Origin of the sequence: Lewinella sp. (assembly GCF_050633125.1) — a bacterium.
Lineage (GTDB): Bacteria > Bacteroidota > Bacteroidia > Chitinophagales > Saprospiraceae > Lewinella.
In genome coordinates this window covers 1-13,637 of sequence record NZ_JBOEFX010000111.1, presented here as the reverse complement: position 1 = coordinate 13,637, position 13,637 = coordinate 1, and the positions used below count along the sequence as shown (strand labels likewise).

The 13,637-nt window shown below is 41.7% G+C and carries 12 protein-coding genes; 4 read left to right on the top strand and 8 right to left on the bottom strand.

What is annotated here, in order from left to right; translation table 11 throughout:
- Positions 1-169: 169 nt before the first annotated feature.
- Entirely contained in the window at positions 170-502 is a 333-nt protein-coding gene (locus ACRBG0_RS22260) for a LytR/AlgR family response regulator transcription factor (RefSeq protein WP_431489050.1), read from the bottom strand.
- 84 nt (positions 503-586) lie between these two features.
- Positions 587-3,445, bottom strand: coding sequence for a CHAT domain-containing protein (locus ACRBG0_RS22255; protein ID WP_431489049.1), 2,859 nt, complete (start codon positions 3,443-3,445; stop codon positions 587-589).
- Positions 3,446-3,538: 93 nt separating this feature from the next.
- Between ACRBG0_RS22255 and ACRBG0_RS22250 the strand changes: the two genes are divergently transcribed.
- Together ACRBG0_RS22250 and ACRBG0_RS22245 are read left to right on the top strand one after the other, a co-directional pair.
- Positions 3,539-4,093, top strand: a complete 555-nt coding sequence (locus tag ACRBG0_RS22250) for an RNA polymerase sigma factor (RefSeq protein ID WP_431489048.1) — start codon at positions 3,539-3,541, stop codon at positions 4,091-4,093.
- A gap of 17 nt (positions 4,094-4,110) precedes the next feature.
- Entirely contained in the window at positions 4,111-4,959 is an 849-nt protein-coding gene (locus ACRBG0_RS22245; RefSeq protein ID WP_431489047.1) for a hypothetical protein, read from the top strand.
- A 62-nt stretch (positions 4,960-5,021) separates the two neighbouring features.
- Here ACRBG0_RS22245 and ACRBG0_RS22240 read toward each other — a convergent pair whose 3' ends face one another.
- Together ACRBG0_RS22240 and ACRBG0_RS22235 are read right to left on the bottom strand one after the other, a co-directional pair.
- The gene (locus ACRBG0_RS22240) at positions 5,022-5,972 is read right to left on the bottom strand and encodes an SPFH domain-containing protein (RefSeq protein ID WP_431489046.1); all 951 of its coding nucleotides are present in this window, start codon (positions 5,970-5,972) and stop codon (positions 5,022-5,024) included.
- A 149-nt stretch (positions 5,973-6,121) separates the two neighbouring features.
- Positions 6,122-6,673: a hypothetical protein gene (locus ACRBG0_RS22235; protein ID WP_431489045.1), complete on the bottom strand. Its 552-nt coding sequence runs from the start codon at positions 6,671-6,673 to the stop codon at positions 6,122-6,124.
- 423 nt (positions 6,674-7,096) lie between these two features.
- Here ACRBG0_RS22235 and ACRBG0_RS22230 point away from each other — a divergent pair, with 423 nt between their 5' ends.
- Positions 7,097-8,335 (top strand): serpin family protein, encoded by a 1,239-nt coding sequence (locus ACRBG0_RS22230; RefSeq protein WP_431489044.1) that lies wholly within the window; start codon positions 7,097-7,099, stop codon positions 8,333-8,335.
- A gap of 61 nt (positions 8,336-8,396) precedes the next feature.
- Here the strand turns inward: ACRBG0_RS22230 and msrA are convergent, their stop codons facing one another.
- Genes msrA through mqnE form a run of 4 tightly spaced genes read right to left on the bottom strand, consistent with a single transcriptional unit; the run spans position 8,397 to position 11,682 of the window.
- Entirely contained in the window at positions 8,397-8,945 is a 549-nt protein-coding gene (msrA, locus tag ACRBG0_RS22225) for a peptide-methionine (S)-S-oxide reductase MsrA (RefSeq protein WP_431489043.1), read from the bottom strand.
- Positions 8,946-8,981: 36 nt separating this feature from the next.
- Positions 8,982-9,770 (bottom strand): menaquinone biosynthetic enzyme MqnA/MqnD family protein, encoded by a 789-nt coding sequence (locus tag ACRBG0_RS22220; RefSeq protein WP_431489042.1) that lies wholly within the window; start codon positions 9,768-9,770, stop codon positions 8,982-8,984.
- Between the two features lie 35 nt (positions 9,771-9,805).
- Positions 9,806-10,450: a histidine phosphatase family protein gene (locus tag ACRBG0_RS22215; protein ID WP_431489041.1), complete on the bottom strand. Its 645-nt coding sequence runs from the start codon at positions 10,448-10,450 to the stop codon at positions 9,806-9,808.
- Between the two features lie 32 nt (positions 10,451-10,482).
- Positions 10,483-11,682, bottom strand: a complete 1,200-nt coding sequence (mqnE, locus tag ACRBG0_RS22210) for an aminofutalosine synthase MqnE (RefSeq protein WP_431489040.1) — start codon at positions 11,680-11,682, stop codon at positions 10,483-10,485.
- Positions 11,683-11,973: 291 nt separating this feature from the next.
- On the opposite strand from mqnE, the gene ACRBG0_RS22205 reads away from it, so the two are divergent.
- Positions 11,974-13,637 (top strand): tetratricopeptide repeat protein (locus tag ACRBG0_RS22205; RefSeq protein ID WP_431489039.1); only part of this gene is annotated, 1,664 nt, incomplete at its 3' end.

Sequence of the window (13,637 nt, the reverse complement as noted above, 5' to 3'; positions counted from 1 at the left end):
AATCAGCGGTGGGTTCAAAATCCTTGTTATAAAAAAAATGGTCGTCAGGTCAAAAAAATCTACATCAAAATTACAAGCCAACAAAGGCTTTGGTACTATTTTCAATCCGCTTTCTGGTGAAGAGGCAAATCCTCCTTGCGAACGGTCAAAAACGGCTACTCATAGGTATTCACCCCAGTAGTCGAATCATTTCTTCCAGGTTTTTCCGCTTTGCGCGGCTTAGTGGAACCAGATGTTCTCCAAGGTGCAATTCGCTTTTTTCAACCTCCCAGGCGGTGAGCGCGTAAACATTGATGATAAAACTCCGGTGTACGCGTAGAAAAGACATCCCAACTAAGGTAGCCTCTAACCTTTTCAGGGAAGTATAAAGCAGCTGCGTTTCACCTGAGCTCAAATACACCCGTACATAATTATCCTCGGCTTTAAGCAATAGAATATCCTTCGGCAGCAAGCGTTGGTACTTGCTGCCATTACGTAAGAAAATCGGATTCACTGATGACATGCTCTGGTGGTTTTCTTTCATTCTATGGTATATATCCGATGAAGAAAGCCGATGTCACATAATCCGCCCATCTTTTTTTACAAATTATTCTCCCATCAAGATGAAGGGAGCCCAGTTGCGTGGTATGCTGGTATTGGCATCGGAGAGTAATTGCAATTTTGCTTTTCGCAAAGCAGCACCATAATCATCTCCCTTTGCCAGAAAGGAATAAAAGTGAATCATCAATTCACTACTATATCGATCATTGATTCGCCATAGGGTGGAAATCACATTGTTGGCGCCGGCATAGATAAAAGCCCGATTGAAGCTTAGCATGCCTTCGCTACCAGCTATCTTTCCTACGCCACTATCACAACTACTCAGTACGACCAAATCTGCGCGGACAGGGCTGAATTGTACTTCACTGATAAAAAGCAGGTCGTCTGGCGAATCATTGCTTACATTACAAGCTAAACCCGAATGGAGAACATCTTCCAGGTTGGCAAAACCATGGGTAGCAATGTGTATATATTGAAAAGGCTCAGCGGAAATAGCACTAAGTATTGCAGTTTTTGTAGCTGCTTTATCAAGTAATAGAACCTTGTGAGCATTGGTGGGTAGCGTGGCACTGACCTTTTTTACTTCTTCCCTCGTGGCTGGCAAGGGAACAAAAGCATCCTCGAAAATACTACGCATCAAGGAATCTTGAGCAAAGGGCAGTGACCTCGTTGCCGAAGATGCCTTCGGCTGATCATTGAAGACTGGTGCAAATGCTAAAAGCGATTGATTGTCAATGTGTTCTCTTTTTCTTACCAGAGAGTAGGCGGTAGCCGAATAGTGATAACTGACTTCGTAATCCTTGAGTAAAAAGGGCATTGCATCAAAAGATATCGGCAATTCAACAGGTGAAGAAAGAAGGCTTTCAAACGGTAAGTCAGACAATCCATTGTCGGGAATAATCAATAGTTTTTTATTTCCTTTAAGATTGGAAGCCAAAGGAGCTAGCAAGGCCTCATACAATTCATTACCCAGCACCGTAAATTCTTTTTGCTGGGCGTACTGATATAAAAAAGGGCTTTTTAATAAACTCAGATAACGATCTACTTTTTCCGTTAATTCCTTGAGATTATCTACGGGAAGGCTTATGATATCCTCACTAGAGCGCGTAAGTACAAAAGCATAAGTTTTTTCTTGACTCATGAAATAATTCACTAAAACCATGCCTTCTGATAGCAATGATTTTGCTTGATCTATGTTTACGTAGGGAATTGCATAATAATAATCTGATTGCAGAGGGTAATTTTTTCTCAATTCTTCCACAATCCCTGTCATCTCCTCATTTCGTTGCAAAAGTTCCTCTTGATAATGAGAAATGCTGTCACCTTCTGCTCTATCTACTGCTTGCTGGGCTTGTACCAGTTTTTGCTGGACGGTATGCAAACGTTGGGTGAAATCATCCGGCAGGGTTGGCTGTGCGATAGACTTCACGAGGCCTGCTGCTTTTTTCTTCTCAAGCGCCAGGAAAGCATTTTGCAAACTAGATCGGTTGGTATTCAGATGATAGAAGTCCAGAAACAGCTGTGTTTCCAATTCCAGTGCCGAGTTGACAAATCTGTTGGAAATAGAGAAATATTGACTAAGTTCAAAACCTCTCAGGTCACTTAATCCATCGGTAGCTAGGGCTTTGGTTAAGGATGATGTTTGTTGGGCTTGCTGCATCAATACGACGTTCCCACTTTGGCGGCCCAAGGTTGCTTGATAGAAGGCTTTTCTATATAAAATATGGACAGCCCACCCTCGATTGGTATAGATATCAAAAAGCGTAGGGTTCATTTCAGGTGATTCCAGGTCAAAAGACGTGCAAACATTGACCAATGCCTTCTGTGCTGCTACTAGAGCTGCGGGATAATTATTTTCTGCGGCTAGAATACGCCCCTCCAAATTATACAAGGCAAAATGAAAACTGGGACGTAAATATTTAAAAGCCTCCTGCATATTTTCTTTTGCTCCTTTTATATCATCGTAACGCAGTTTGCTCGTTGCCAAATTATAGAGTGTCACCCCCAAATTCCCAACTTCACCAGATTTCTTTATTTCAACAATAGCTCGCTCAGCATAATAAATCGCACGCTCAAGATTGGGTTCAAGGTCGTATACGCTTGACAAACTTAGATAAGCTTGCCCTAGCGTATAGCTATCAGTTGTATTATCAATGCTTTTGAAGCACAATGCCTTTGCTTGTTCAAACTGTCCCAATTGCCCATAGGCATAGATTAGCCTTGTCATAACAATTCGCCTAATATCCTCCCACAAAGCTATTCTCTTCTCATCCATCGCCAGTGCTTGATTAGCATAAGCAATGACCTGCTCGTAGTTTTCCTCTAGTAAGGCCAAATTTGTTTTGCCGAAGAAAAGAACAGCTTTAAAAGCCTCTAAGTCGGGCCTTATGTCAAATAGGGTAGTTAATTCAGTTATTTGAATTGCTAATTCTTCTCTTCGAAAGCCCTCTGTTAGTGTGATTAGATAAGAAGTTTTAAGTAGAAAGTAACGCTCGTTCTTATCAGTAAGCCCCTCTAACGCTTTTTTCATCAGTTTGGGCCCTTCTTCTGTATCGATTAAAAAAAATGCTTTTGCCCAATTGGCCCATATATTACTGGGGTGAAACTCATCATTGAAATGCGTATTAGCTAAAGCAGTAGCCTTTTCTGTATAGTTAGCCCAAGTACTATCCTTAAGGTTGTATAAAGTAAATGCGAGTCGACCATAGGCCATAATCAATTCTTCACAAAAAGGTTGCTTTTCATAAGCAATTATTTGTTGTCTTGCTTGAGGAAGGAAGGATTCAAAAGTGGTGGTTTTTATGGCATTGATTAAAGCAGCCTCTGCGTCCGTTTCCGTTACTTGGGCTTTCACTAAAAAACAGCACGAAAGCATTAATGAAAGGATATAATATTTTTTCCACATGGAGCTGGAATAACTGTTTTTAAACTTTTTGCAAAACTGCAAAATATAAAAATCTATTTTTGCTTCAACGAACAATCAGCAAAACTTGTGTTGGTGCAAAGAAAATACATTGATGGTTTACTGACTCACGATAGCAAGATTATCGAAAGTATTTACCGTAACTATTCGCACCGTATAGAGCATCATGTTGTGCGTAGCGGGGGATCATCAGAGGATGCTCGTGATGTTTTTCAAGATGCCTTGGTGATTATTTATCACAAGGCGCAATCGCCTGATTTTCAGTTGACAAGCAGGTTTTATACCTTCTTGTTTGGCATTTGTTTTAGGCTATGGGAAAGAAAACGTAAAAAAAAGTCATTCCAGACTATGACAATCCCAGTGGATGCCGGATATATTTCTGACGATGATATTGAAGAAAAAATATTTGAGCGAGAGCAGTACAAAATTTTCCTTGCTGCTTTCGAAGAACTAGATCAAATTTGCCAGCAAATACTCACCCTCTTTTTTGCTGAAAAAAGCATGGAAGAAATAACCCAACAAACAAATCTTAAAAACGCCCATACGACGCGTAACCGAAAATATCGCTGTCAGAAGAAACTGGAAAAGCTAGTAAAAGACGATATTCGATTTCAGGATTTTTATAAGTAATAAACGACTGTTGTACTTTGGACGATCAACTCATTATAGAACAATACGTAGCCGGGAAGCTTACTCCGGATGAATGTGCGGCTTTTGAAAAACGCCTCGCCCAAGAGCAAGACTTGGCTGAAAGCCTCCGCTTGTACCAAATGACCCAACGGTTTATGGCCCAGCGCGAACCTGTTTTGGAACAATTGCTCGATACGATGGGAAATAAATATTTTCCCGCCAAGCCCTGGTATACCAAATGGATAATTTGGGCATTTACGGGATTGTTGCTACTAGCAGTAGCCGTACTATTCATCATTTATAATGCAAAGATTCCTGCTCCATCCACTGATTTACCCACAGAAAACAAGCCTGCTCCATCCGAATTAGCCCCTAGTGCTACACCTCGTCTACTGGATACCGTGAAGACACCGGCTCCTATATCCAAAGAACCTGAGCCTAGCTTTACACCATCAACACAAACCGATAAACCACCAATTGCAGCTATAGCCTCCTCCGTTTACAAAGCGAATCCTATACTTGAAGGGCTTTGGCAAGAACAGTTGCGTAACAATCAATATTTCGAGTTATTGAACCCCAATCGGGATACTATTTTAATCACCCAACAGCAGATGGTCATTCAATTATGTCTACGTACCACCTTTCCGCCACCCTATGAATTACGGGTCTACAGCAATGAACCATCCGACTTTTACAATGATAATCGTTCATTGAATACCATAATTACTGAAGCTATTGGTCAAGCAGACACTTTTATAGTCAATCATCCAATAAACCTGCCTCTCACTGAAGGATTATATTATTGGTTATTAGTAAATAAAGCAGAAGAATTATTAACGGTAGGGAAATTTAATATAGTGAAGTAAGCAAAAAAAAGCGTTGCCCAAGTGGACAACGCTCAGTATATACTCAAAACTACTCTCAAATCTTAACGGTGCAACTTCTCCTTGGGTTTTACCAATTTCAGCTGCTCGTTATTTTCTTTCATTGATTCACCAATCTGCTGGCTAGCGACAAAGCTGGCCGTCATTTCAGCGAGCATATTACTGCCTGCTGCGGGAGAATTAGGAAGCATAATCAGGTTGCTATTGGCATTCTCGCCCATCGATTGTAGGGTGTCATAATGTTGTGTTACGACGATCAAGGCTGAGGCCTCTTGCGAGTTGATACCTACTTTGTTTAGCACTTCTACACTTTCCTCCAGACCACGTGCAATCTCGCGACGCTGATCGGCAATACCTTGTCCTTGCAGGCGCTTGCTTTCTGCTTCGGCTTTTGCTTTAGCAACGATCCGGATACGCTCAGCTTCCCCTTCATATTCGGCAGCAAGCTTTTCGCGCTCAGCGGCGTTGATACGGTTCATTGCATCCTTTACCGTATGGTCAGGGTCGATGTCTGTAACCAGTGCTTTTACGATGCCGTAGCCATAACCTTCCATGGCTTCTGCCAATTCTCCTTTGATGGCATTAGCAATATCGTCTTTGCGTTCGAAAACATCATCCAACTTCAACTTGGGGACTTCTGCACGAACGACATCGAATACGTAAGCGTTGATTTGCTCGTAAGGATTTTCTAGTTTGTAAAAAGCTTCGTACACTTTATCAGCGGAGACAACGAACTGAACACTCACTTTTAGTTTTACGAAAACGTTATCCTTGGTTTTGGTTTCCACCAAAACATCGAGCTGCTGGATTTTCAGGCTAACACGGCCCGCTACGCGGTCTACAAAGGGAATTTTGAATTGGAGCCCGGAGCTTTTGACACTCATGAAGCGGCCAAACCGTTCTATCAAAGCGGCTGATTGCTGCTTGACGGTAAAGATGCCGGATAATAAGATCATTAGGAAAATGACTGCGACAATAGGTACTATTGGAAGCATTATAATATTGATTTTGATGACTGTTAAAACATTAAACTATAAGTACAAAGCACCATTGTATTGCTCTTTTACTTATAGTACCAATATACAGCAATTTGTTCTTACAGTCGTGGTTTTGCGATGAATGAACAGGAATATTCGATAAAATGCTATTCGTTGTAAGTGCTTTTCAGGCCTTCAATAAAGTGTTCGATATAAGGATAGCTTTCAGTAGCATTTGGAATAACTAATAATTTGGTGCTTTGAACATCATAAACGCTGGGACGAAGCCATTCTAGCCAAGTGGTAGGTTTCCAGAGGTGTATGCCATAAGGAGTAAACCGTATGTCACTCACTTCTGAAAAGTAGAAAACTTGGTAATTACTCAAAGTGTATCGAACAACCCTATCATCAAAAATAACAAAGGTTATATTCGCGTACGCTTTTAGGCTAGTGTACTTGTTTATCTGGCGAGTCTTCCAGTAAATAAAGACTATACTTAAAACTAAGCCTATGGAAAGCAGTCCGCCGTGAAAAAGCATAGACAAGTACAAAGCGCTAAAAATCATGAGAACATACCCACCACAGCCCAGCGTATTTTCCCAACGCTCTGCCTGGAAACGTTGCCGTTCCCATTCCTTTTCATCATTTTTGAGGAAATGGATGACACCGCCCTCTTTACTGAGAAAATTGGGCTGGATAAAATCGCTATCTAGTGTCATGTTTTTGTTTGTAGTTTATTTTTGTAGGTATTTTTTGTTTTACTTAATGTTTTTTACTAATTTTGACGCGTAAGTTAATGACCAAAATACAACTTACACATCGAAGGAACACACCTCTCACTTGGTCAGTGAGTTAATTCATCGTTTTTTTTAACGCAATGTAGGCCTCTTTTCAGCTCACTGAAGAGAGGGTGTGATAGCGTGTCTTTTGCTAAGATTAGCAGGAGATGTGCGGTGTTCGGGCTGGAATTCACCAGATATAGGGTGGGTCCCGCCGTGCGGGCTATGCGCCTACCTCTGTTACTCTTACTGCATCTACCTCTTCGAAATCATCTCTATATTTCAAGCTTCGTGAATTTTGTCAATCAACACCCAACCATATAGGGATCATCTCCTGTCTTCCTTAAAAAAGTATTCATCCAAATGAAACCATTAGCATTCTTCCTTGTTCTTGCGACCTTTAGTATTGCTTGTTTCCAATGCGAAAAAAACAATACACCTCCTAATCCAACCCCACCAATTGATTTCGATTGTGCCGATCACCCGAGTGTTTGTGAGCTGACAGCTGCCAATGGGCACTTCGCTATCGATCTGTTTAAAACCATTAATGCACAGGATACGGAAGATGCTAATATTTTCATCTCGCCATTTAGTATTTCTACGGCTTTGTCGATGACCATGAATGGTGCTAACGGTCAAACTCTCACGGATATGCAAACAGCACTCCGAACGGGGACGATCAGTTTGTCTCAGATCAACGAAGCATATCAAACTTTACTTGATGTGCTTCCGCAGCTAGATCCTGCAACACGACTTAAAATAGCCAATTCTATCTGGCACCAGAATGATTATCCCGTATTACCGGCTTTTTTAGCTACTAATACAGACTATTATGCTAGCGAGGTTCTTCCTGTTGATTTTAGAGAGGCAGACGTCGTTGACGAAGTAAATGCATGGATAGAAAACAATACCGAAGGATTAATTACGGATGCTCTTAGTGAACTCCCTGCAAATGTAGTCATGTTGTTGATCAATGCGATTTACTTTCAAGGAAGTTGGCAAACGGAATTTGATCCAGAAGATACTCAACTCGCTGAATTTACGAGTCCAAACGGCCCGGTAGACGTCGAAATGATGCACATAGAAGAGTCGTCGTTCCGCTATACTAGCAATGAACTGTTTCAGGCTATTGATTTGCCTTATGGAGATTCGATCTATTCGATGAGTATTTTTCTTCCTCGTGAAGGCCATAATTTAGAGGATGTCATCACTGAATTCAGCCCGGAAAATTGGGAAACCTGGCAGACACAAATGGCCCCAAGTGATGTTGAACTCTTCTTGCCTAAGTTCAAATTGGAATACGAGATCAAGCTAAAAAGTGTCCTTAGCATGATGGGCATGGACGAAGCCTTTTCAGATAGAGCTGATTTCTCACAAATGATCAATGGCGGCGGTGTGAAAATTGATGATGTTATCCACAAAGCTTTCGTAGAAGTCAACGAAGAAGGAACGGAGGCTGCCGCTGTGACGGTGGTTGTTATTGTCAATACTTCTGTACCTGTAATTCCTGTATTTCGTGCAGATCAACCTTTTGTTTTCGTAATTCACGATAATAAAACGAAAAGCATTCTCTTTATGGGCAAGGTTACCGATCCTTCTTAGAGAGAAACTGGTGGATGCTGAAGTCTCTTAGGCTACTTCAGCATCCACTAAAACGCTACTACTAGCTTTTTGCTTTCATTTTGTGGCTAAACAGCTTTCTGAACTTACTCACTTTCGGAGTAATAACGAAAGTACAATAGGGGTTTCGTTCTCCTACTTTACTGTAATAACCGTGATGGTATTCTTCTGCCGGAAAGAGTTCTTCAAAAGGCGCGATTTCCGTCACAATGGGTGCATCCCAAACCTTCGGTGCATAGTCAGCTTTAATTTTTTCTGCTATTGCTTTTTGGGCTTCATCGTGGTAAAAAACGACTGATCGGTACTGCGGACCTACATCGTTTCCTTGCCGGTTCGGAGTTGTAGGATCATGAGTAGTAAAGAAGATCTCCAGAATTTCCTGGTACGATGTTACCGAAGGGTCAAAGCTCACTTGTACAACTTCTGCGTGTTTGGTTGTACCCGAACAGACGGTTTTGTAATCTGCAGTGGCCTTATCACCTCCACTGTATCCTGACATCACGGCGTGTACGCCTTCGACTTGTTCAAAGATGGCTTCCACACACCAGAAACAGCCCCCTCCAAGGGTTGCCAAAGCGAGTTGATTGCTCATTGTATTTGTTGTTTTCTTACCAAAACAGTTTAGCAACTATACTGGTTGCGAAGAACGAGAAATTTGTGGGTGGAAAGGCTCCAACGCTGCCACGTAGCTCAAAAACTTATGTAGGGCTTCGCGCTTAGCTTCATCCAGGTTGTAACTGATATAAGAAGTAAAATAGGTTTCTAAATCAAAAGAAGGATCTGGAGAGGGGAGCAATAATTTCAATTTGGGAATGGCTGCAATCCCTGCTTTTAGGGCTTCGTTGAAGGCCAACTTAAATGCTTCTGGCAAACTTTGCGTACTTACCCAGGCGGCAAAAACAAAAGGTAAACCGGTGAGTGATTGCCAGGCCAAGCTGAGATCATAAACATAAGGGAAACTACGCTCAAGCCCAATTGTTCGGTCACCGATAACTACGCCAGCAATGTTGCCTTTTATTTGGTTGATATAGCCTTCTTTTGCTTGTAATAACTTAGGCGTGATACGCCAGTGATCCCGCAATAATACCCGAGACAATGCCACCGAACTACGAGAATGATGGTCGAGATACAAAGCTGTAATTTCTTCAATAGGAACCTCGCTGTAGATATTCACGGTCTTTACCTCGCCTACAGCTCCAATGCAATAATCTGAAACCAAATGCCATTTTTTCAATTCTGGTAAGATGGCTACAGGAGTGAGTGCTAAATCTACTTCACCTTCTCGAAGTTTTCGGGCACATTCACTAGGAATATCTAAAGAAAGCTCTACCTGATCTGCCAAAGGGCTATTGAGTAAGCCATACAACAAGGGCTTTGTATTCAAGTAACTTACTGCAGTGATCTTGATCTTTCTCATTTGTTAATTTTCCTTTTCTGATAATGGCTTGTATACTACCTTTTGCTTCGCCATTGTTCTCCCTCTTTTACCAGCAAATGGCTGGTATCGTTCTCTAAGGTTAGTTCAAAACGTCGGCCTTGCTGCTTGGCAACCCAAAGTCCTGTATTGGAATGGGAATAGTTATTCATATTTGCTAAAGGCTCTTCTTTTAGCACACACATTAGTCCACGCATTGCGCGGCCATGGGAACAAACAAGAAGGAGTTCTTCTGTTCTTTGTTGCAAGTGCGCCACAAATACTTCAAGACGTTGCTGCAATTCCAAGGCAGACTCACCATTAGGCATAGCGGCATGATAGTCTCCGCGTTGCCAGGCACCAGTGACACTGTCGTACTCTTTTTTACTTTGTTCCGTAGCAGCCTTCCCCTCGTGATCTCCCCAGCCCATCTCGTTGATTTCGGGATGTTGTTCCCATTGCAGGCCTTTTAAAAGAAAAGGGTCAATCGTTTCATGGGTGCGTTTCAAACTCGAAGTCAATACTTTTGCAAAAGGAAGATGCTGGTACTTGTTGTAAAACGCCAAAGCTTGACTCCTGCCAGTCGCATTCAAAGAAGTATCAACCCCTCCTCCTTGGACAATACCCTGTAGGTTGTAATCTGTTTGCCCGTGCCGAAGAATATAGATGGTTTTGTCTGCCATGATCGAGGGTTTATTAAAAATTGTCAGAGAAATTATTTATTAACTACTGGCAGGCTCACATATCCACGAAACTGCTTGTCATCTTCAAACACTTCATCGGTATAGTCTTTCACTACTCCATAAAGCGTATCCCGTTCGATAGGCTTGCGACCAACCGCACGGATAAGCTTCACCAGTTGTTCGGTACTCAGTGCGGGAGTTTGTTCTTCTGAACCGGCCATCGAGTAAATTTTGGTAGTGTCATCAATGGTTCCGTCAATATCATCTACACCATAGGCCATGGACAACTGAGCGATCTCCCTTCCAATCATCGGCCAATAGGCTTTGATATGATCAAAATTGTCCAAGTAAATGCGGCTGATGGCGTAATTGCGCAAGTCTTCAACAACGGTACTTTCCGCAATATGCGACATCTGGTTACCTTGATTACGAAACTTCAGTGGGATAAAGGTTTGGAAGCCGCCCGTCTTATCTTGTAACTGTCGGAGTTGCTCAAGATGGTCAACCCGATGCTCATATTTTTCTACATGGCCATAAAGCATAGTTGCATTGGAACGCTGCCCCAATTCGTGCCATATTTCGTGAATCCGTAGCCACTGTTCTCCGGTACATTTTCCTCCGGCTATTTCGTCACGAATCTCAGGATGAAAAATTTCAGCACCTCCACCAGGCATAGAGTCAAGGCCAGCCTCTTTCATTAGGCGCATGCCTTCTTCATAACTCACTTTACCTTTCTTGAAAATGTAGTGATACTCTACCGGTGTAAGGGCCTTGATATGCAGCTCAGGACGGTGTGCCCTAATAGCCTTGAAAAGGTTGGAGTAGAACTCAATATCATACTGTGGTAAAACACCACCTACGATATGAACTTCTGTAACAGGCTGATCATCATAGCCTTTAACGATGTCTAAAATTTCTTCCAGTGAATATTCCCAGCCATCAGAGCGCTGCTTGATCAAGCGCGAATAGGAGCAAAAAGTACAAGTATATAAACAGACATTGGTCGGTTCAATATGAAAATTCCTATTAAAATAGGTTTTATCGCCGTGTCGCCGCTCTCTTATCGTATTGGCCAACACTCCTAAGTAGCCCAATTCTGCTTCTTCAAACAACAACTGTCCCTCTTCGGGAGTGATACGTTCCTGATCTGCTACTTTTTGGGCGATTGCTCGCCATTTTCCTTCTAATTGAGGATCGGATAACAAGGTGGCTATTCCTGTACTCGTGGTCATAATGGTAAACTTTATTCTTCGGTCGCTAAAGCGTAGCTGGTTTCTGAATTTTCAATTTACACTGAAAACAAAGAAATGCTGCAATTGTTGCCCACAAAGGTAAAGTTTTATCCGGGGTCAACTTTCAAAAAAAAACATTAGCTTTACGGGTACTGTGCAATAGTTGATGATGTATTCCTATTGGCCCCTTGTTATTGCTCTTTGGCAAAAAATGTAGCCCCTTACAAGCCTGTAAATGAGCATTGATCAGGAATAACCAAATAGAAAAGCATAACCCAAAACGAAGTAATTTTGATCCACTACACCTCGCTATTCTTCCGGCGAATATTACTATCCACCATTTTTATTTGCTGGGTGGTTTTAGGTATTTCTCAAACACTAGGTCGGTCTGTTCCTGAATTGTTGCTAGAATATGATGATGCGACGAATGATTCCGTAAAGATTGAAACCCTCTCTTCTCTTGCTGGTGCGTATGCTAACGTAAATGTAGATTCAGCATTCTTCGTAGGGGAGCGAGCCCTTGAACAAGCTAAGCTTGGGAATTATAAATACCTGGAAGGAAACGCCTATGTCTCCTTAGGTGAGGTTTATGATATTACAGGGCAATTTGAACCTGCGCTCGAAAACATAAATAAAGGTTTAGAAATATTCCTTCAGCTTAAAAACAACAAAGGGATAGCACGGGCTTACAATGCACGAGGTTTGGCCCGCCTTTATGCCAACCGAAATTTGCAAGAAGCAGCAACAGATTTTGAAGCATCTAGAAAGCTTTCTCTCGAGCTTGGTGATTTGGTACAAGTAGCTAAAAATGAACATAACCTGGGGCAGATTTACCACAAGGAAGAAGATTACCCAGCAGCCCTTAAGAATTACCTTCTTGCTCGTAATCTGAAAGATAGCCTACTAACACTCAATTATCCAGGAATAACTGCCCGTGATCTGATTTCGACTTACAATAATCTTGGTGCTTTTTATAATACCATTTATCAATTTGACAAAGCTAGGGAAACACTCAAAAGAGGTATAGAGGTTGCTCCCGAAGAAGAGTACCGCCGCTTATTGGTGCTTAATTATACATTGGGGACCGTTGAAGAACGTGATTCAAATTATAACGAAGCGCTTATTTACTTGCAGAAGAGCATTGAGTTTTCTGATAAGGGAGGCTTCAATTATTACCTGCCTAACATTTATGATGTAATGGGCCAGTCGTATTTGCAATTAAAATCCAGAGAAGCGGCCAGAGATCATTTTAAGATGGCCTTGGATCTATTAAATACGACACTGCCAAAACCAGATGTAAAAGTTGGTGTTTTAGCACATCAAGCCGAACTGTTCTTTCAAGAAGGTAAATTTCTTGATGCTATTGCTAATACGGCCGAAGCTCTTTCTATTGCAGATAAGAATGATAACATTCCTCTGGAAAATATCCGCGATGCCCATGAAGTAAGAGCTAAAACTGCTAGTGAATTAAGGGACTTTGAAACAGCAGCTTACCACTTTGAAAAATTCACGAAAGTCAATAAAGAAATTGAAAGTACAGAGCACAAAAAACAATACGTTGGTCTACAAGCTATTTATGATGTCCAATTAAATACCCAACAATACGAACATAAGCTTACCAAACAAGAACTAGAGATTTCTAAAAAATGGGTCTTCTGGCTAAAAATAACGGCAGGCCTCATTACAATCCTTGCACTCCTTTTATTTGTCGCAAAAAACAGAGAAACCAAAGCTAAGAAAGAGGTAATCGCCGTAAATCAAGAAATGGAGTCGAAGAATATAGAGCTTGCTAGCTCCAATCAAAAACTTAATATTGCCAGTAGTAAACTGAGTCAGTTTTCTTTCGCTACCGGGCATGACCTTAAAGAATCGCTTCGCAACATTACCAGCTTTACCCAATTGGCAAGTATAGAACTGGCCGAAAATCCTCCCCAGGCTCAGGTACACCTCCAAGA

Bases quoted from the DNA above. Each gene is read 5' to 3' on its own strand.
- ACRBG0_RS22235 (WP_431489045.1), bottom strand. From the start codon at position 6,673: ATGACACTAGATAGCGATTTTATCCAGCCCAATTTTCTCAGTAAAGAG.
- ACRBG0_RS22240 (WP_431489046.1), bottom strand. From the start codon at position 5,972: ATGCTTCCAATAGTACCTATTGTCGCAGTCATTTTCCTAATGATCTTA.
- ACRBG0_RS22255 (WP_431489049.1), bottom strand. From the start codon at position 3,445: ATGTGGAAAAAATATTATATCCTTTCATTAATGCTTTCGTGCTGTTTT.
- ACRBG0_RS22220 (WP_431489042.1), bottom strand. From the start codon at position 9,770: ATGAGAAAGATCAAGATCACTGCAGTAAGTTACTTGAATACAAAGCCC.
- ACRBG0_RS22215 (WP_431489041.1), bottom strand. From the start codon at position 10,450: ATGGCAGACAAAACCATCTATATTCTTCGGCACGGGCAAACAGATTAC.
- ACRBG0_RS22260 (WP_431489050.1), bottom strand. From the start codon at position 502: ATGTCATCAGTGAATCCGATTTTCTTACGTAATGGCAGCAAGTACCAA.
- mqnE (WP_431489040.1), bottom strand. From the start codon at position 11,682: ATGACCACGAGTACAGGAATAGCCACCTTGTTATCCGATCCTCAATTA.
- msrA (WP_431489043.1), bottom strand. From the start codon at position 8,945: ATGAGCAATCAACTCGCTTTGGCAACCCTTGGAGGGGGCTGTTTCTGG.
- ACRBG0_RS22230 (WP_431489044.1), top strand. From the start codon at position 7,097: ATGAAACCATTAGCATTCTTCCTTGTTCTTGCGACCTTTAGTATTGCT.